Annotated in this window: 15 protein-coding genes, 1 tRNA gene and 1 riboswitch; of the genes, 12 read left to right on the forward strand and 4 right to left on the reverse strand. The window is 70.0% G+C overall.

The genetic code is table 11. The annotated features are described in order from the left end of the window. The first annotated feature begins 11 nt into the window (after positions 1–11). Positions 12–992, forward strand: coding sequence for a nucleoside triphosphate pyrophosphohydrolase (locus ACFU5O_RS29740; protein WP_384245209.1), 981 nt, complete (start codon positions 12–14; stop codon positions 990–992). Between the two features lie 12 nt (positions 993–1004). Here the strand turns inward: ACFU5O_RS29740 and ACFU5O_RS29745 are convergent, their stop codons facing one another. After that, positions 1005–1634 (reverse strand): Uma2 family endonuclease, encoded by a 630-nt coding sequence (locus ACFU5O_RS29745; protein ID WP_384245210.1) that lies wholly within the window; start codon positions 1632–1634, stop codon positions 1005–1007. 109 nt (positions 1635–1743) lie between these two features. Here ACFU5O_RS29745 and ACFU5O_RS29750 point away from each other — a divergent pair, with 109 nt between their 5' ends. The 9 genes from ACFU5O_RS29750 to ACFU5O_RS29790 all read left to right on the forward strand — a co-directional run bounded on the left by ACFU5O_RS29750 (position 1744) and on the right by ACFU5O_RS29790 (position 12354). After that, complete coding sequence (locus tag ACFU5O_RS29750; RefSeq protein WP_384245211.1) at positions 1744–3000, forward strand: cytochrome P450; 1257 nt, start codon at positions 1744–1746, stop codon at positions 2998–3000. 129 nt (positions 3001–3129) lie between these two features. Continuing rightward, on the forward strand, positions 3130–4068 hold the full coding sequence (locus ACFU5O_RS29755) for a transglycosylase family protein (protein WP_384245212.1): 939 nt from the start codon (positions 3130–3132) through the stop codon (positions 4066–4068). A gap of 258 nt (positions 4069–4326) precedes the next feature. Continuing rightward, positions 4327–4494: riboswitch (cyclic di-AMP (ydaO/yuaA leader) on the forward strand. Positions 4495–4497: 3 nt separating this feature from the next. After that, on the forward strand, positions 4498–5169 hold the full coding sequence (locus tag ACFU5O_RS29760; protein ID WP_384245213.1) for a transglycosylase family protein: 672 nt from the start codon (positions 4498–4500) through the stop codon (positions 5167–5169). Between the two features lie 317 nt (positions 5170–5486). Further along, complete coding sequence (eno, locus tag ACFU5O_RS29765; RefSeq protein WP_384245214.1) at positions 5487–6773, forward strand: phosphopyruvate hydratase; 1287 nt, start codon at positions 5487–5489, stop codon at positions 6771–6773. 80 nt (positions 6774–6853) lie between these two features. Beyond that, positions 6854–7327: a septum formation initiator family protein gene (locus ACFU5O_RS29770; protein WP_384245215.1), complete on the forward strand. Its 474-nt coding sequence runs from the start codon at positions 6854–6856 to the stop codon at positions 7325–7327. 37 nt (positions 7328–7364) lie between these two features. After that, positions 7365–7895, forward strand: a complete 531-nt coding sequence (locus tag ACFU5O_RS29775; RefSeq protein WP_384245216.1) for a DUF501 domain-containing protein — start codon at positions 7365–7367, stop codon at positions 7893–7895. Continuing rightward, the gene (locus ACFU5O_RS29780) at positions 7892–8830 is read left to right on the forward strand and encodes an exopolyphosphatase (RefSeq protein WP_384245217.1); all 939 of its coding nucleotides are present in this window, start codon (positions 7892–7894) and stop codon (positions 8828–8830) included. The genes ACFU5O_RS29775 and ACFU5O_RS29780 overlap by 4 nt, the downstream gene beginning before the upstream one ends. Before the next feature lie 380 nt (positions 8831–9210). Next, the gene (locus ACFU5O_RS29785) at positions 9211–10590 is read left to right on the forward strand and encodes an NAD(P)/FAD-dependent oxidoreductase (RefSeq protein ID WP_384245218.1); all 1380 of its coding nucleotides are present in this window, start codon (positions 9211–9213) and stop codon (positions 10588–10590) included. 429 nt (positions 10591–11019) lie between these two features. After that, positions 11020–12354, forward strand: coding sequence for a class I SAM-dependent methyltransferase (locus tag ACFU5O_RS29790; protein WP_384245219.1), 1335 nt, complete (start codon positions 11020–11022; stop codon positions 12352–12354). A 63-nt stretch (positions 12355–12417) separates the two neighbouring features. On the opposite strand, the gene ACFU5O_RS29795 is transcribed toward ACFU5O_RS29790, so the two are convergent. Together ACFU5O_RS29795 and ACFU5O_RS29800 are read right to left on the reverse strand one after the other, a co-directional pair. Continuing rightward, positions 12418–14949: an ABC transporter permease gene (locus tag ACFU5O_RS29795; protein ID WP_384245220.1), complete on the reverse strand. Its 2532-nt coding sequence runs from the start codon at positions 14947–14949 to the stop codon at positions 12418–12420. 52 nt (positions 14950–15001) lie between these two features. After that, entirely contained in the window at positions 15002–15721 is a 720-nt protein-coding gene (locus ACFU5O_RS29800; RefSeq protein WP_384245319.1) for an ABC transporter ATP-binding protein, read from the reverse strand. Positions 15722–16172: 451 nt separating this feature from the next. Here ACFU5O_RS29800 and ACFU5O_RS29805 point away from each other — a divergent pair. After that, positions 16173–16254 (forward strand) — tRNA-Leu (locus tag ACFU5O_RS29805). Between the two features lie 774 nt (positions 16255–17028). Then, a complete protein-coding gene (locus ACFU5O_RS29810) occupies positions 17029–17892 on the forward strand; it encodes a Bax inhibitor-1/YccA family protein (RefSeq protein WP_384245222.1) in 864 nt (287 codons plus the stop codon). A 97-nt stretch (positions 17893–17989) separates the two neighbouring features. Here the strand turns inward: ACFU5O_RS29810 and ACFU5O_RS29815 are convergent, their stop codons facing one another. Further along, positions 17990–18220 carry a DUF4287 domain-containing protein gene (locus ACFU5O_RS29815; protein ID WP_384245223.1) on the reverse strand — a complete coding sequence of 77 codons (231 nt, stop codon included), beginning with the start codon at positions 18218–18220 and terminating at the stop codon, positions 17990–17992. Between the last annotated feature and the right edge of the window lie 90 nt (positions 18221–18310).

Consider the following 18310-nt stretch of genomic DNA (forward strand, 5'->3'; position numbering starts at 1 on the left):
AAGGTCGAGGGGTGAACGCTGAAGCCCCCGTCGAGCCCGGCCGTATCGTGCTGCTCACCGCCAGCCACCGTGTCGCACCCGGTCTGCTGTCCTGGCCCGCGTGGCAGACGCTCCGGGCCGCCGACCGTGTGCTGTGCGCGGACGACGGCCATCCGCAGCTGCCGTATCTGAGGGAGGCGGGCGTCGGCGTGGAGATCGCCGCGCCCACCGCGCAGGAGCTCGTCGACGCCACTGCCGCAGGCCGTACCGTCGTCGTCCTCGCCGTCGGCGAGGGCGACCGGGCGCTCACCGACGGCCTGGCCCGCATGGCCGGGTCGGGCAGGGTGCAGATGCCGGATCTCGAGCTGCTTCCGGGCTCCTACGATCTGCCGGGCGCGCGTCTTCTCGACCTCGTCCAGGTCATGGACCGCATCCGCCGTGAGTGCCCGTGGTCCTCGCAGCAGACCCACAAGGGCCTCGCCAAGTACGGCATCGAGGAGGCGTACGAACTCGTCGAGGCCATCGAGGACGGCGACCGTGACGAGCTGCGCGAGGAACTCGGCGACGTACTGCTGCAGGTGGTCTTCCACGCACGCATCGCGCAGGAGGACGCCGAAGAGCCGTTCTCGATCGACGACGTCGCGGGGACGATCGTCGACAAGCTCATCCACCGCCATCCGCACGTCTTCGGGGACGAGCACGCCGAGACCCCTGAGGACGTCAAGGCGCACTGGCTGCGCACGAAGGCCGTCGAGAAGCAGCGCGACTCGCTGACGGACGGCGTCCCGCTCGGCCAGCCCGGTCTCGCTCTGGCCGCGAAACTGGCGAGCCGGGTGCGGACGGCCGGGCTGGACGTGTCGATGCCCGCGGGCGACGGCATCGGGTACGAGCTGCTGGCCATGGCCGTACGGGCGGAGGCCGAGGGCCACGACCCGGAGGCCGCCCTGCGCGCCGCGGCCCGCACCTACCGCGACGCGATCCGCGCGGCGGAGACGGCGGCGAACGGCGACTGACGAGCGGGCCCGTCAGTCCCGGGCTCCTCGCCTCCGGTCCACAGCGGTGAGGTCGATCTCGATCGGGTACGGGACGTCGACCTTGAGCCGGTTGTGGTGGATGCCGGTGACGGCGTAGGTGTTCGTGGCCGGGTCGAGCTCGTAGACGTACACCACGGGCAGGCCGTCGTTCTTCTCCACCCGCCAGAAGTGCCGGATCCCGGCGGCTGCGTACTTGCGGGGCTTGAGCTCGCGGTCCCGCTGGACGGATTCGTCGGAGACGACCTCGACGGCGAGCAGGATGTCGGCCGGCTCGTACCAGGTCTGCGTCGACCCGCTGAGGGCGCTCTGCCGCACGACCATGAGGTCGGGCTCCGGCCGGTCGCGCTCGCCCAGCTTGGTGGTCATCTCGCGGATGACGTAGAGGTGGCCCGGTACTTCCTGCACCAGGGCGTTCTCCAGCAGGCGCAGCGCGGCCATGTGGAAGAAGGTCTGCGGGCTCACGAAGAACAGTCCCCCGTCGATCAGCTCGGTGTGCGGCGGGAGACCCTCGATCCGGTCGAGGTCGTCCGCCGTCCACCCACCGGGGGGCGGGACCGGGAACACGTACTGCTCCTCCCGGCCGTCCTGGTCGTCCCTCCGGTCTTCGGCTGCGGCACTCATCAGCGCTCCCATGCGACGGAGTATGGCGCGTACGGTCAGCCTACCCAGGGGGAATGCGTAGCCGTCCGCCGAACGAGTGAGCCGGTGCGGCGGGCGCTACCGTCGACCCATGCACGACCAGCCGTCCGGCGTCCCAGACGCCCCCGAGCTCTTCACCTGGGAGTTCGCCACCGACCCGTACCCCGCCTACGCCTGGCTGCGCGATCACGCGCCCGTGCACCGGACCCGGCTTCCCAGTGGGGTCGAGGCCTGGCTGGTGACCCGGTACGGCGACGCGCGGCAGGCCCTCGCGGACCAGCGGCTCAGCAAGAACCCGGCGCATCACGACGAGCCGGCGCACGCGAAGGGCAAGACCGGGATCCCGGGGGAACGCAAGGCGGAGCTGATGACGCATCTGCTCAACATCGACCCGCCCGACCACACCCGGCTGCGCCGACTCGTCTCCAAGGCCTTCACCCCTCGCCGGGTCGCCGAGTTCGCCCCGCGCGTGCAGGAACTGACGGACCGGCTCATCGACGGCTTCGCCGAGAAGGGGAGCGCGGACCTCATCCATGAGTTCGCGTTCCCGCTCCCCATCTACGCCATCTGCGACATGCTCGGCGTCCCGCCCGAGGACCAGGACGACTTCCGTGACTGGGCCGGAATGATGATCCGTCACGGCGGCGGACCCCGTGGCGGTGTGGCGCGCTCGGTGAAGAAGATGCGGGGCTATCTCGCGGAGCTGATCCACCGCAAGCGCGAGGCTCCGGGTGACGACCTCATCTCGGGACTCATCAAGGCGTCCGACCACGGCGAGCACCTCACCGAGAACGAGGCGGCCGCCATGGCCTTCATCCTCCTCTTCGCCGGTTTCGAGACGACCGTCAATCTCATCGGGAACGGTGTGTACGCGCTGCTGCGCCACCCGGAGCAGCGCGCCCGCCTCCAGTCCTCCGTCGCCGCCGGCGAAACAGAACTGCTTGCCACCGGCGTCGAGGAACTCCTCCGCTTCGACGGGCCGGTGGAGCTGGCCACGTGGCGCTTCGCCACGGAGCCGCTCACCCTCGGCGGGCAGGACATCGCCGCCGGCGACCCCGTCCTCGTCGTACTCGCCGCTGCCGACAGGGACCCGGAGCGGTTCCCCGACGCGGACGTCCTCGATCTCGCCCGCCGGGACAATCCGCATCTCGGGTACGGGCACGGCATCCACTACTGCCTCGGTGCGCCGCTGGCGCGGCTGGAGGGACAGACCGCGCTCGCGACTCTGCTGACCCGCTTGCCCGACTTGCGACTTGCGACGGATCCTTCCGATTTGCGGTGGCGTGGGGGGCTCATTATGCGCGGATTGCGCACTCTGCCCGTTGAGTTCACTCCTCAAGAAAACTGACGACGCGTCAGTAACGTGACTTTCACGTGATCTCCGCTGCATCGACTTGTGATGCGCGTTCGAATGCGGCTACGTTCACCGTCAACTCGGGACCCTTCGGTCCCCTGTCGTCACACGAAAGGCCACCGCATGCTCTCCGGGAACGGTCGACACCGCCGCCCCCGTCAGGCTCCCGCCCTCATCGTCGCGGCAGGCGTGACCGGGTCGGCCATCGCGATCCCGCTGCTCGGCGCGGGTTCCGCTTCGGCCGCCGACACCACCACATGGGACCGGGTCGCGGACTGCGAGAGCGGCGGCATGTGGAGTGCCGACCTCGACAACGGCTACTACGGCGGGCTGCAACTGTCGCAGGAGCAGTGGGACGAGTTCGGCGGCACGACCTACGCGCCGCGCCCCGACCTCGCCAGCCGCTCGCAGCAGATCGCCGTCGCGGAGAAGGTCCTCGCCGCCCAGGGTCCTTCCGCATGGGCGAGCTGCGCCGCGATCACGGGGCTCACGACCGGCGGGGCCAAGGCCCAGGTCGATCCGGGTGTGACGCTCGGCGTCCAGGAGGAGGTCGACCCGCCGTCGTTCGGTGACGGCAGGGACTCCGTCGTGACGGACCCCTCGGCCTCCGCCTCGCCGGAGTCGTCGAAGCCTTCCACGGACTCCTCGGCGTCGCCCGAGACGTCCGAGCCCGCCGGCTCGCGGCAGGAGCCGAGCGCGCCCGAGTCCGCCGAGGGCGCCGATCCCGCCGAGGGCGCCGACTCCGGTGCCGGCAAGCACCGCGGTACCGCGGCCACCGATGAGGACGAGCCGGGCAATTCGGGCAGTTCTGACAGTGAGCGTGATTCCGGGCGCCATGCCTCACGAGGTGACGGATCGGCACGAGACGTCGCCGCAACGCCGGGTGAGTACACCGTCCGGCCCGGCGACAACCTCTGGGCGATCGCGGACGCCAACGAGGTCCCCGGCGGCTGGCCCGCGCTCTATGAGGCGAACGAGGATGTCGTCGGTTCTGACGCCGACCTCATCCTCCCTGGCCAGAGCCTCGATCTGGGCCTGGATCAGGAGCAGTTGAAGAAGTAGTTAGGGCGCTTATGTCCGTTTCTGTGCAAGTGAGACATGGGTCTCTTCCGGTCAACTGGCGCCTCATGCCCGCCAAGTAGGGCCATCCCGCCTCTCACCTGCGAAAACGGACATCCGTCCGTGACGGGTATGGGCGTTTTCTCCCCGATGTTCGTCTTTGAACATCGGGGAGACGTGTGTTTACGGTCTGAACGCTCGCCATCGCGGGCCCCGTCGACCGTCACGCCGAATCCTGCCGTCGGTCGCAGGGAACAGTCGACGCATCATGCGCCGTAGGCAGGAGCGGGGGACCCAAGGTAAGTGCCGTACCCGCCCGTTGAGGGAGGGCACGGCTTGGGGTGGAGCCGCGCGCATGGTCTGCGCGGCCGGGCAACTCACTTGGCCCGAACCCGACAGCTCACCTCGTAGGCGTCGGTGAGGGGATACTTCATGCTGCTTTCAGGCAAGGGCAAGCACCGCCGCCAGACCGCCCTCGGGCGGACCGCCCGTATCGCCACCTTCGCCGGTGTCACCGGTGCCGCCATCGCCGCGCCGCTCATGGCCTCCGGCACCGCGTCCGCCGCGACCGCCTCCGAGTGGGACGCCGTCGCCCAGTGCGAGTCGGGCGGCAACTGGTCCATCAACACCGGCAACGGGTTCTACGGCGGCCTGCAGTTCTCGGCCTCCACCTGGGCCGCGTACGGCGGCACGGCATACGCCGGCAGCGCGGACCAGGCCACCAAGGCCCAGCAGATCCAGGTCGCCGAGAAGGTCCTCGCCGGCCAGGGCAAGGGCGCATGGCCGCACTGTGGCGTGGGCCTGTCCAACGCCCCGTTCACCGGTGGCGCCGCCGAGGCCGCCCCGAAGCCCGCCGCCCCCAAGGCCGAGACCCCCGCCCCGGCCCCGAAGCGCGCCGAGGCCCCGACCACCCGCTCCGAGCGCCCGGCCGCCCCGGTCAAGAAGGGCGACGGGGAGTACAAGGTCAAGGCCGGCGACACCCTCAGCAAGATCGCCGAGGCGAAGAAGGTCGAAGGCGGCTGGAAGAAGCTCTTCGACCTGAACAAGGACATCCTCGACGACGCGGACGTCATCCACCCCGGCCAGCTCCTCCACCTGAGCTGACCCACCCTGCTCCGGGGCCCCCGACACCGGGGACTCCCCGCCCCGGACCGGGGACCTTCGTGGTCCCCGGGGGATCACGTCGTCCGGTGGACCCGGCGGACCACCGGACGACGCACCCCCGTCCCCCTCAGCCCCCCGGCCTGGCGCGCCTTCCCCCGTACGCGCCGGGCCGGGGTTTCTGTCTGTTTGATTCCCTTTTTCGTCCCACGGGGCGGGCACCGGCCGGCTGATGCCCCCGAGCCGGTTAGGCTCATGCCGCAAGGCCGAAGCGGCCCTGCACCGCTTGCGTCACATTTAGCGTCACATCCCAGAAGGAGATGCTCGTGCCGTCCATCGACGTCGTCGTAGCCCGGGAAATCCTGGACTCCCGAGGCAACCCCACGGTCGAGGTCGAGGTCGGCCTCGACGACGGCAGCACCGGCCGTGCTGCTGTTCCCTCCGGTGCCTCCACCGGTGCGTTCGAGGCCATTGAGCTCCGTGACGGAGACCCGAACCGCTACCACGGCAAGGGTGTCGAGAAGGCGGTACTCGCCGTCATCGAGCAGATCGGCCCGGAGCTCGTCGGTTACGACGCCACCGAGCAGCGTCTGATCGACCAGGCGATGTTCGACCTGGACGCCACCGACAACAAGGCGTCCCTCGGTGCCAACGCCATCCTCGGTGTGTCCCTGGCCGTCGCCCACGCGGCTTCCGAGGCCGCCGACCTCCCTCTCTTCCGCTACCTGGGCGGCCCGAACGCGCACCTGCTGCCGGTGCCGATGATGAACATCCTGAACGGCGGCTCGCACGCCGACTCCAATGTGGACATCCAGGAGTTCATGATCGCCCCGATCGGCGCGGAGTCCTTCTCCGAGGCGCTGCGCTGGGGCACCGAGGTCTACCACACCCTCAAGAAGGTCCTGAAGGAGCGCGGTCTGTCCACGGGTCTCGGTGACGAGGGCGGCTTCGCCCCGAACCTGGACTCCAACCGCGAGGCCCTCGACCTGATCCTCGAGGCCGTCCGGCAGGCCGGTTTCGCGCCCGGCAAGGACATCGCCCTCGCGCTCGACGTCGCCGCCTCCGAGTTCTACAAGGACGGCAAGTACGTCTTCGAGGGCAAGGAGCGCTCCGCCGCCGAGATGACCGAGTACTACGAGGAGCTCGTCTCCGCGTACCCGCTCGTCTCCATCGAGGACCCGCTGTTCGAGGACGACTGGGCCGGCTGGAAGGTCATCACCGACAGGCTCGGCGCCAAGGTGCAGCTGGTCGGCGACGACCTGTTCGTCACCAACCCCGAGCGCCTCGCCCGCGGCATCGAGGACGGTGCGGCGAACGCCCTGCTGGTCAAGGTCAACCAGATCGGTTCGCTGACCGAGACCCTGGACGCCGTGGAGCTGGCCCAGCGCAACGGCTTCAAGTGCATGATGTCCCACCGCTCCGGTGAGACGGAGGACGTCACGATCGCCGACCTGGCCGTCGCCACCAACTGCGGCCAGATCAAGACCGGTGCCCCGGCCCGCTCCGAGCGCGTCGCCAAGTACAACCAGCTGCTGCGCATCGAGGAGATCCTCGACGACGCGGCGGTCTACGCGGGCCGCTCTGCGTTCCCGCGGTTCAAGGGCTGACACCTGCCTCCGTACGTCCCCGCACCCGGTCCCGTACCGTGTGCGGGGACGTACGCGCGTAACAAAGGGGAGGCGGGACCATGGCCGGCAAGGACCGCGACCGGTTCTCGACCGCGACCAGACTGCGGCTGCTCGGCGAGCAGACCGCCGCCCGCGTCTACCGCTCGCAGACGCGCCGCCAGGCCCGGCGCTCCAGGCTGACCGGCCGGGCGGCCTTCCTCGCGCTGGTGGTCTGCTCGATGATCGTCGCGCTCGCGTACCCGACGCGTCAGTATGTGTCGCAGCGCAACGACGTCGCCGAGCAGAGGCGGCTCGCCGAAGCCGCTCGTGCGCGCGTGGAGCGCCTGCGTGACGAGAAGGCGCGCCTCCAGGACGACGCGTACGTCATGCGGCTGGCCCGTGAGCACCTGCACATGGTCCGGCCGGGCGAGACCGCCTACACCATGGTCGGTCCCAAGGCCGGTGAGCAGTCCCGCAGCGAGGAGGGCGGCGTCGGCCGCCCCTGGTACTCGAACGTCTGGGACGGCGTCGACCACGCCGACGCGGGCCGCTAGCGAAGCCACGAACACGAACGAAGAGACATACATATCCATGGACACGCCCCCTCCGACGACCGAGCACACGCCGCCCACCGAGGCGGACATCGCCGCGTTCCGGGACCAGCTCGGCCGCCCGCCGCGCGGTCTGCGCGCGATCGCCCACCGCTGCCCGTGCGGCAACCCGGACGTGGTCGAGACGGCCCCGCGGCTGGAGGACGGTACGCCGTTCCCGACGCTCTACTACCTGACCTGCCCCCGCGCGGCTTCGGCGATCGGCACGCTGGAGGCGAACGGCGTCATGAAGGAGATGACGGAGCGCCTGGGGACCGATCCCGAGCTCGCCGCGGCCTACCGTGCGGCGCACGAGGACTACATCGCGCGGCGCGACGCGATCGAGGAGCTGAAGGGCTTCCCGAGCGCGGGCGGCATGCCGGACCGGGTGAAGTGCCTCCATGTCCTGGTCGGTCACTCCCTGGCCGCGGGCCCGGGCGTGAACCCGCTCGGCGACGAGGCGATCGCGATGCTGCCGGAGTGGTGGGCGAAGGGTCCCTGCGTGACGCCTGCCACGGAGGAGGACGAGTGAGCCGCGTCGCCGCCGTCGACTGCGGCACCAACTCCATCCGGCTGCTCGTCGCCGACGTGACCGGGCCCGACAGCGCCCCCGGTGGGAGCGCCACCGGCGACCTCACGGAGCTGGACCGCCGGATGACCATCGTCCGCCTCGGCCAGGGCGTGGACCGCACCGGCCGCCTCGCCCCCGAGGCGCTGGAGCGCACCTTCGCCGCCTGCCGCGAGTACGCAGAGGCCATCACGGCGCACGGTGCGCAGAAGGTCCGCTTCGTGGCGACCTCCGCTTCGCGTGACGCCGAGAACCGCGACGAGTTCGTCCGTGGGGTGCTCGACATCCTGGGCGTCGAGCCCGAGGTGATCAGCGGCGACCAGGAGGCGGAGTTCTCCTTCACCGGCGCCACCAAGGAGCTCCCGGGGCACGAGGAGCGCCTGGTCGTGGACATCGGGGGCGGCTCCACCGAGTTCGTCATCGGCCACGGCCATGTCGAGGCCGCCCGCTCCGTCGACATCGGCTGCGTACGGCTGACCGAGCGGCACATCAAGAGCGATCCGCCGGCCCCCGCCGAGGTCGCCGCCCTCCGCGCCGACATCGCCGCGGCGCTCGACCTCGCGGAGGAGACGGTCCCGATCCGCGAGGCTCGGACCCTCGTCGGCCTGGCCGGCTCCGTGACCACCGTCGCCGCGATCGCGCTGGGCCTCGAGGAGTACGACTCCTCGGCCATCCACCACTCGCGCATCTCCCGCGGACAGGTCGCGGAGGTGACCCGGGGACTGCTCTCCTCCACGCACGAGGAGCGCGCCGCCAACCCCGTGATCCACCCCGGCCGGGTGGACGTGATCGCCGCCGGGGCGCTGGTCCTGCTGGAGATCATGGACCGCACGGGCATCGAGGAGGTCGTGGTCAGCGAACACGACATTCTGGACGGAATCGCCTGGTCCCTCGCCTGACCGGCGCTCGGTCCGGCCCGTCGGCCGGGCTGCCGCGAGAAAGTTCGTGAAGTTCTTCACAAGGAAAAGGGCCCTGTCGGCCGTCGAAAGTGCCCCTCGACGGCCCTCCGGGCCTCTTTTTTGCCCAACTCGGCCTGCCCGCGCGCTGCGGGGCATGTGCCCGCCGCGTTACGTACACATGAAGCAGGGTGCTGGTTCACCTTCCGGATGGGGGAGTGGGGCCAGCTCAGAGGGCCTTCTCAACGCTCCCCGTTACACCGGGGTTCCCTGCCCCCGCCATGACCTCGGTCACGTGGGCGGCGGAGTGTAGCAGAGGGTCCGCAGATGCTTGTGAAGGGGCTCACGAGCGACCCCCACCAGGGGGGTGGATACTCGATGGCATGAGCACCACGGAGCGTCCCAGGATCCTCGTAGTAGGCGGTGGGTACGTAGGCCTGTACGCAGCTCGTCGCATTCTGAAGAAGATGCGGTACGGGGAGGCGACCGTCACGGTCGTCGACCCGCGGTCGTACATGACCTACCAGCCCTTCCTCCCCGAAGCCGCCGCCGGCAGCATCTCGCCCCGGCACGTCGTCGTCCCGCTGCGACGCGTGCTGCCCAAGGCCGAGGTACTCACCGGTCGGGTCACCACCATCGACCAGGACCGCAAGGTCGCCACGGTCGCGCCGCTCGTGGGCGAGGCCTACGAGCTGCCGTTCGACCACCTGGTCGTCGCGCTCGGCGCGGTCTCCCGCACCTTCCCGATCCCCGGCCTCGCCGAGCAGGGCATCGGTATGAAGGGCATCGAGGAGGCCATCGGCCTGCGCAACCATGTCCTCGAGCAGCTCGACAAGGCCGACTCGACGACCGACGAGGATGTCCGCCGCAAGGCGCTGACCTTCGTCTTCGTGGGCGGCGGCTTCGCCGGCGCGGAGACCATAGGCGAGGTCGAGGACCTGGCCCGCGACGCGGTCAAGTACTACAAGAGCATCAAGCGCGAGGACATGCGGTTCGTCCTCGTCGACGCCGCCGACAAGATCCTCCCCGAGGTCGGCCCGAAGCTCGGCAAGTACGGCAAGGAGCACCTCGAGGGCCGGGGTATCGAGATCTACCTCAACACCTCCATGGACTCCTGCGTCGACGGCCACGTGGTGCTGAAGAACGGCCTCGAGGTCGACTCCAACACCATCGTGTGGACCGCCGGCGTGAAGCCGAACCCGGCGCTCACCCGCTACGGTCTGCCGCTCGGCCCGCGCGGCCACGTGGACTGCAACGAGAAGCTCCAGGTGCAGGGCACGGACTACATCTGGGCCGCGGGCGACAACGCCCAGGTGCCGGACGTCGCGTCCCGCAAGGCCGGCGTCGAGAACGCCTGGTGCCCGCCGAACGCCCAGCACGCGCTGCGCCAGGCCAGGGTCCTCGGCGACAACGTCATCTCCGGGATGCGCGGCTTCCCGCAGAAGACCTACGAGCACGCCAACAAGGGTGCGGTCGCCGGTCTGGGCATGCACAAGGGCGTCGCGATGATCGTCATGGGCAAGGTGAAGATCAAGCTCAAGGGCCGGCTGGCCTGGTACATGCACCGTGGCTACCACGGCATGGCGATGCCGACCTGGAACCGCAAGATCCGTGTCTTCGCCGACTGGACGCTCGCGATGTTCCTCAAGCGCGAGGTCGTCTCGCTCGGTGCGATGGAGACGCCGCGCGAGGAGTTCTACGAGGCCGCCAAGCCGGCCCCGGCGGCGGCCAAGGCCGCTCCGGAGAAGGCCAAGGCCTCCTGACCGCCTGAGCGTCAGAACGTCCCGAAGGGGCCGTCCGCCATCCGTGGTGCGGACGGCCCCTTCGGCATACCCCGTTAGGGGGTTCTCTCGGATCTTGCCGGGCTCGTGTGCTCTGGCACGCGCTCCCCGCAGCTTCGCCTGGGGGGTGCCCCCGGCTGCGTCGCCGTCCGGTCGCGGATGTCCCCCCGTAGCCCGTCGGGCGCTGGGAGGTGCCCCCGAGCGCAGTGGCTCCCTCCTGTTCCCCGCACCTGCACGCGCCGGACCCCGCTCGCCGATCCGGCCCGGTCCGAAGGACACCCCTGGGCCGGAAGGCGGCGAAGGAAGCTGTTTTGCCGTCCATTTGCGCGCTAAGGGGACTGCATCGCCGCGCCGAGGGTGTTTACGTGGTGTTGGGCATTTCCGGAAACCGTCATCACGGAGGTGTGCGCCATGGCCGATGCCGCTTCGCGGCTCACCACTCTCGCCGGGAATCTGCTGGGGGCGCCGCCTCCGGTCCGCATCCGCGCCTGGGACGGAAGCGAAGCAGGGGCTCCCGATGCCCCCGTCCTCGTCGTCCGGCACCGGCGCGCCCTGCGCAGACTGCTCTGGAAGCCCGGCGAACTCGGCCTGGTCCGGGGCTGGGTGGCCGGGGAGATCGACGTCGAGGGAGATCTGTACGAGGCCCTCGACCGGCTCGCCGGACTGATCTGGGACCGCCCGCCCCCCGAGGACGGCGAAGCGCGGTCCTCGGCAGCCGGACGGGCGCAGGCTCTTCTCGACCCACGGCTGCGCGCCGCGGCCCGGGACCTGCTCGAGCTGTCAGGACCGCGCGCGTGGCTGCCGCTGGCCCCGCCCGCCGAGGAGGTCCGCAGACGCCGCGGCCCGCTGCACACCCGCTTCCGGGACCGGCAGGCGATCAGTCACCACTACGACGTGGGCAACGACTTCTACGAGCTGGTGCTCGGGCCCTCCATGGTCTATTCGTGCGCCTACTGGGCGGACGGGGGAAGCCTGGAGGACGCCCAGCGCGACAAGCTGGACCTGATCTGCCGCAAGCTGGCGCTCGACGAGGGCGACCGGCTGCTGGACGTGGGCTGCGGCTGGGGCTCGATGGCGATCCACGCGGCCAGGGAGTACGGCGCCCGCGTCACCGGCATCACGCTCTCCCGCGAGCAGGCCGCGTACGCCCGCAAGCGCATCGCTGAGGAGGGGCTGACCGACCGGGTCGAGATCCGCGTCCAGGACTACCGGGACGTCAAGGACGGACCGTACGACGCGATTTCGTCGATCGGCATGGCCGAGCACGTCGGCTCGGCCCGCTACCGGGAGTACGCCGACGTCCTGTACGGCCTTCTGAGGCCCGGCGGCCGGCTGCTCAACCACCAGATCGCCCGTCGCCCAGAGAAGGACGAGACGGCCTATCGCGTGGACGACTTCATCGACGCCTATGTCTTCCCGGACGGGGAGCTGGCGCCGGTCGGCGCGACCCTGTCGATCCTGGAGGAGGCCGGTTTCGAGGCCAGGGACGTCGAGTCGATCCGCGAGCACTACGCCCGCACCCTGCGCGCCTGGGTGGCCAATCTGGAGTCCGCGTGGAAGGACGCGGTACGGCGGACGTCGCCGGGCCGCGCCCGGATCTGGCGGCTGTACATGGCCGCGTCCGCCGTGTCCTTCGAGCGGAACCGGATCGGCGTCAACCAGATCCTGGCGGTGAAGACCCCGGAGGGCGGCGCCTCCGGACTTCCGCTGCGGGCGCGTGAGTGGACCGAGTCCCCGCCGCGCTGACCGCATGCGCGAGGGCCGGGCCTCCCGTGCGGGAGACCCGGCCCTCGTACCCGTGGGGGCGGGCTACTCGGCCTTGATGGCGTTCAGCATGTTCAGCCTCGCGGCGCTGCGGGCCGGCCACAGCGAGGCGAGCACACCGACCAGTCCGGCGAGCGCCAGGAAGATCCCGATCCGGGCCCAGGGCAGCACCAGGGCGTAGCCCGGGATGTTGTCCGCGATCGTCTCGCCGACCGCCCAGCCGAGGAACGAGCCGAGGACGATGCCGACCGCCGCGCCGAAGAGCGAGATGACCACGGCCTCCAGGCGGACCATGCGCTTGACCCGGCGGCGGTCCAGACCGATCGCGCGCAGCATGCCGATCTCCTGCTGGCGTTCGAAGACGGACATCGCGAGCGTGTTGACCACACCCAGCACGGCGATGATCAGCGCCATCGCCAGCAGCCCGTACAGGATGTTCAGCAGGGTGTTGATCATGCCGCCGAACTCGTCGCGGATGTCCTGCCGGTCCATCACCTTGATCGCGGGGTTGGCGCCCAGCGCGTCGATCAGGGCCTTCTCATTCGCCGCGGACTCACCGCCGTCCATCTTCACGAAGATCTGCGGGAGGAACGGCTTGACCTCGTGCGGGTTGGCGAGCTTCGTGTCCAGGAGGACCTCGGAGAGGAACTCGCTGCCCTTGTAGACCGCGCCGACCTTCAGCGTGCTCTTCTTCTTGTCGTTGAAGGTGAACGGGACGCTGTCGCCGACCTTCCAGCCCTTGCTCTTGGCCGTCTCCTCGGCGACCGCGATCTCGCCCTTGGCGAGCGTACCCAGGCTGCCGTTCACGACCTTGACGTCGAGGACCTTCTCGATGTCGCCGGGCGTGACCGCAGAGGCCGACAGGTAGTCGTCCTTGACCTGGAAGTAGACGGACTGCTGGGGCGAGACCGCCGAGACGCCCGGGGCCTTCTCCAGCGCGCTCAGCGCGGACTTGTCCAGGCCCCCGCCACTGGCCATCGTGACCATGTAGTCGGCCTTGATGTTGTCCGTGGTCGTCTTGTCGATGGCCTGGCCGACCGTGACACCGATCACCGTCAGACCGGTCACCAGGGTGAGCCCGATCGCCAGCGCCGAGGCGGTGGCGCCGGTGCGGCGCGGGTTGCGGACCGCGTTCTGGCCGGCCAGTTTGCCCGACACCCCGAAGGCACCGACGAGCAGCGGCCGTACGAGCGCGATGACGGGTCGGGACAGCAGCGGGATCAGGACGATCACACCGATCAGGGCGAGGAACGCGCCCCCGGCGATGAGCATCTGGCCGGTGTCGCCCCCGGCCGACGCGCCCCACAGGATGAGGGCCGTGCCGGGCGCGGCGAAGGCCGTTCCGATGGAGTTGCGCAGCACCAGGGACTTGGTGGTGGCCGCGGCGTGGACGCTGCTCATCGCCGCCACCGGCGGGATCTTGGCGGCCCGGCGGCCGGGCAGCCAGGCGGCGAGCATCGTGATCAGTACACCGACGGAGAGCGCGGCGATCACCGGGCTCGCCCCGATGACCAGCGGTCCGGCCGGGATCTTCATGTCGAAAGCGGCCATCCCGGAGCGCAGTCCGACTGCCAGGCCGATGCCGATCAGGAAACCGACCGCGGAGGCGAAGAGACCGACCACGGCGGCCTCCAGCAGCACCGAGCGGGTGATCTGCTTGCGGGAGGCGCCGACGGCGCGCATCAGCGCGATCTCCTTGGTGCGCTGGGCGACCAGCATGGTGAAGGTGTTGGAGATCAGGAAGACGCCGACGAACAGCGCGATGGCGGCGAAGCCGAGCAGCACCTTCTTCAGGGCGCCAAGGCCCTCTTCGATCTGCTCCGCCTGTTCCTGGGCGAGCTTCTCCCCGGCCTTGGCCTCTGCGGCGTCCGGCAGCAGCGGCTTGACGTCTTCCAGGATCTTCGCGTCGTCGCCGCCGGGGGCGGCGGTGACGGTGGCCTCACTGAAGAAGCCCGGCTTGAGGTACTGCTTCTGGGCGACCTCGGTGTCGAAGAGGACGAGGCTGCCGCCGGCGTTCACGGCGCCGTCCTGGGTGGTGAAGACACCGCTGAGGGTGTACTCCTTCACCGGTCCGTTGGTCGCGACCCGCACCCGGTCGCCGACCTGGTACTTGCCCTTGTCCGCGGAGTCCTTGTCCAGGGCGATCTGATCGTCCTTCACCGGGCCCGAGCCGTCGGTGAAGGTGTAGGCGGGGTCCTTGCCGTCCTTGCCGGGGGCGAAGTTGGAGCCCTTGTTGGACCAGCCGACACCGATCAGCTTCCCGTCGGGGCCGGCGACGCCGGCGAAGCCGCTGACGCGGCCCTGGGCGCCGGCGACGCCTTCCAGCTTGCCGAGCTTGTCGAGGGTCTTCTGGGATATGCCGGGTTCCTGCTGGGGGTCGTCCTCGTCGGCGTACGAGGTGACGGCGACGGCGACGTTGTCGTAGCTCTTCGCCGACTGGTTGCGGAAGGAGTTGGAGAGCGTGTCGGCGAAGACCAGGGTGCCGGAGACGAACGCCACGCCGAGCATCACGGCGAGCACGGTCATCAGCAGCCTGGCCTTGTGCGCGAGCACATTGCGCAAGGCGGTACGGAACATGGTGGGTGTCAGTCCTGAGGTGAGGGCCGGAAGTCTTGGGTGGAGGTGCGGATCAGCTGGTCCGGCCCTTGGCGTCGAAGGCCTTCATCCGGTCGAGCACGCCGTCGGCGGTCGGGGCGAGCATCTCGTCCACGATCCGGCCGTCCGCGAGGAAGACGACGCGATCCGCGTACGACGCGGCCACCGGGTCGTGCGTCACCATGACGACGGTCTGTCCCAGCTCCCGAACGGAGTTGCGCAGGAAGCCCAGTACCTCCGCGCCGGAGCGCGAGTCGAGGTTTCCGGTCGGCTCGTCACCGAAGATGATCTCGGGCCGCGAGGCGAGGGCGCGGGCGACGGCGACGCGCTGCTGCTGACCGCCGGACAGCTGGGCCGGCCGGTGGCCGAGCCGCGCGGACAGCCCGATCAGGTCGATGACCTGCTGCAGCCACTGCTTGTCCGGCTTGCGGCCCGCGATGTCCATCGGCAGCGTGATGTTCTCGAGTGCCGTCAGGGTCGGCAGCAGGTTGAACGCCTGGAAGATGAACCCGATCTTGTCCCGGCGCAGCTGCGTGAGCTGCTTGTCCTTGAGCGACCCCAGCTCGGTCTCGCCGATCCGTACGGAGCCGGAGCTGAAGCTGTCCAGCCCGGCGACGCAGTGCATCAGCGTGGACTTGCCGGAGCCCGACGGGCCCATGATCGCGGTGAATTCGCCCTGCCGGAAGTCCACGGTGACGCGGTCGAGCGCGACCACCTGGGTCTCGCCCTGTCCGTAGACCTTGGACAGATCCATGGCGCGGGCGGCCACCGCGGTGGCGCGGTGGAAGGTCTGGGTGGTGGTCACGAGACGACTCTCCTGTCGGGGTGTTCTTCGGGGACCACCCCATCGTGCTGGCCGCTCGCCGCAGGATCGTCCGTCCCGGTGCCCGTTCCCGGGGCCGTCTTGGGTCTGACGGCACGGGACGTCCGTCCTCCTTTGGTATGACGGCGTCCCCGGGAGCCCTTCGGGGATGTCCCGCGCCACCGGCGCCCGTTCTTCTGCGCATCCGGGCGGCGACTTTCCGTCATTCCCGGACGTGGGGCCGGGCGGGCGTGAGGCGGGGCGGGGGCTGGGGCAAACTGCCCCTCGCTCGTGCTGACGCACACTCAGACGTCAATAAAATAAGACAACATCGGGTCGGGACTCCGCTGTCCGGGGGATCCGCCCGGATAGGCTCGTGTGCCGATGCAGGGCCGCGCACCAAGCCCGGATGGTGGAATGCAGACACGGCGAGCTTAAACCTCGCTGGCCTTCGGGCCGTGCCGGTTCGAGTCCGGCTCCGGGCACGTCCACCACCGGCTGGCGCGAGCTGAATCGTTGAATTCTTGAAGGTCTACTCGGGCATTCCGGCGCGATGGCGGTGGCGATCGTTCATCCCGGAACCGGCCCTCATCGATGCGAACGTCACGTGACGCGCTCGGCCGTTCCACGCGTCGTCCTCGCCGCCCGCTCTCGGCGTCCCGACCGATGCCGAAGAGTGCGTGGCCCGTGCCGTCGATGAGCGCGTAGGTAGTGCGTAGGTCCCGCGCGAGTGCGTAGGTCCCGCGCGGCGCCCGGTCATGCGGGGGCCCGCGCCCGGCCGGGCCGCGAACGGTCCGGCGGTCCGCCTGCGGGTCGCGCCACTCGGTCGGCCCGGCGGGTCCAGGGAGTGCACCCGCCCGCCGCGCCCAGGCCGCTGCCGCGCCCAGGCCGCTGCCGCGCCCAGGCCGCTGCCGCGCCCAGGGCGCTGCCGCGTCCAGGGCGACCGCCTGGAGGCAGTCCGCCCTGCCCCCGGCCCGCGCCCGCCCGCCGTGCGCGAGGCCGCTCGCCGCCACCGTCGCGGCCGGTGCCTCACCCGGTAGGGCATTTCATGTCAAAACCCCCCGATCGGCCCATGCTGATCTCGTCGGGCCGGACCGGACCCGGCCGGACCCGGCCGTGGCACGCGCGAGGCGGCACGGGTCCCAGCGTGTCCGTCCCGTCACGATCGAGGAAAGATCCTCCCTCAGCACTAGGCCGATGTCTTTGCCCCCGCATTACTCTTGTGTCAAGGCCGCGCAGGGTGGCCATGGAGGAGTGAGATGAGGAGCAGCAACCCGGTCTTCTCGCGACGGGGGTTCAGCCGCGACAACGGCCACGCGGGCTTCAACACCGCGCCGCAGGCCGGGGGCCCCGCCGTCGGGACCAACCCGTACGCCACCAACCCTTACGCGCCCGCGGACGCCCAGCTGGGTGCCCCGCCGCAGGCGCCCGCCCGCACCAATGTGATGACGATCGACGACGTCGTGGCGCGCACCGCCATGACGCTCGGCACCGTCGTGCTCACGGCCGTCCTGTCGTGGGTGCTGCTGCCCGTCGACCAGGCCAACATCGGCAAGTCGTACGGGATCGCCATCGGCGCCGCGCTGGTGGCGTTCGTGCTGGCGATGGTCCAGTCCTTCAAGCGCAAGGCCTCGCCCGCGCTGATCATTTCCTACGCGGCGTTCGAGGGTGTCTTCCTCGGCGTGATCTCCAGCGCCGTCTCCACCTACATCGCCAACGGTGTGGTGGCCCAGGCCGTGCTCGGCACCATGGCGGTCTTCGCCGGTGTGCTGATCGCGTACAAGATGCGCTGGATCCGCGTCACCCGCCGTTTCTACGGCTTCGTGATGGCGGCCGCGATCGGCTTCCTGCTGCTGATGGCCGTCAACATGCTGTTCGCCGTCTTCGGCGGCGGTGACGGTCTCGGCTTCCGTAGCGGTGGCCTCGGCATCCTGTTCGGTGTCATCGGCATCATCCTCGGTGCCTGCTTCCTCGCCCTGGACTTCAAGCAGGTCGAGGACGGCATCACCTACGGCGCTCCGCGCGAGGAGTCCTGGCTGGCGGCCTTCGGCCTCACCCTGACCCTGGTGTGGATCTACCTGGAGATGCTGCGTCTGCTGTCGATCCTGCAGGGCGACGACTGACGCGGGTGAGCCACCCGTAGCCGGCTGAGCTACGAAGGGCCCGTCCCGGCTGGCGCCGGGCGGGCCCTTCTCGTTGTCGCACTTGCGTACGTCCTGGTTATTGCAGCTTGCGCGCGGCTCGCCTCAGGTCGTACTCATGGATGATCGCTTTCGCATGTCCGTACGCGAGATTGTGTTCGCTCCGCAGCCAGCTGACCTTCTCCTCCAAGCGGAAGAGAGCGGGGCCTTCCTCGACGGTACGCAGCCAGTCGGCGACTTCACGGCCGGTGCAATGAGGGATGCGGGAGAGCAGATTGCGATGGGTCTCTTCGGAGAAGACTTGGGACATCGGCGCCTCCGGACGCTTTGCGCGTGTGGTCCTTCACGTCACCGTGCCTGAGTGTTCGCGTATTGGCAACAGTCCCGCACCGGCGCATAG

The sequence above is a fragment of the Streptomyces sp. NPDC057445 genome (genome assembly GCF_042802855.1).
In the GTDB taxonomy this organism is placed as follows: domain Bacteria; phylum Actinomycetota; class Actinomycetes; order Streptomycetales; family Streptomycetaceae; genus Streptomyces.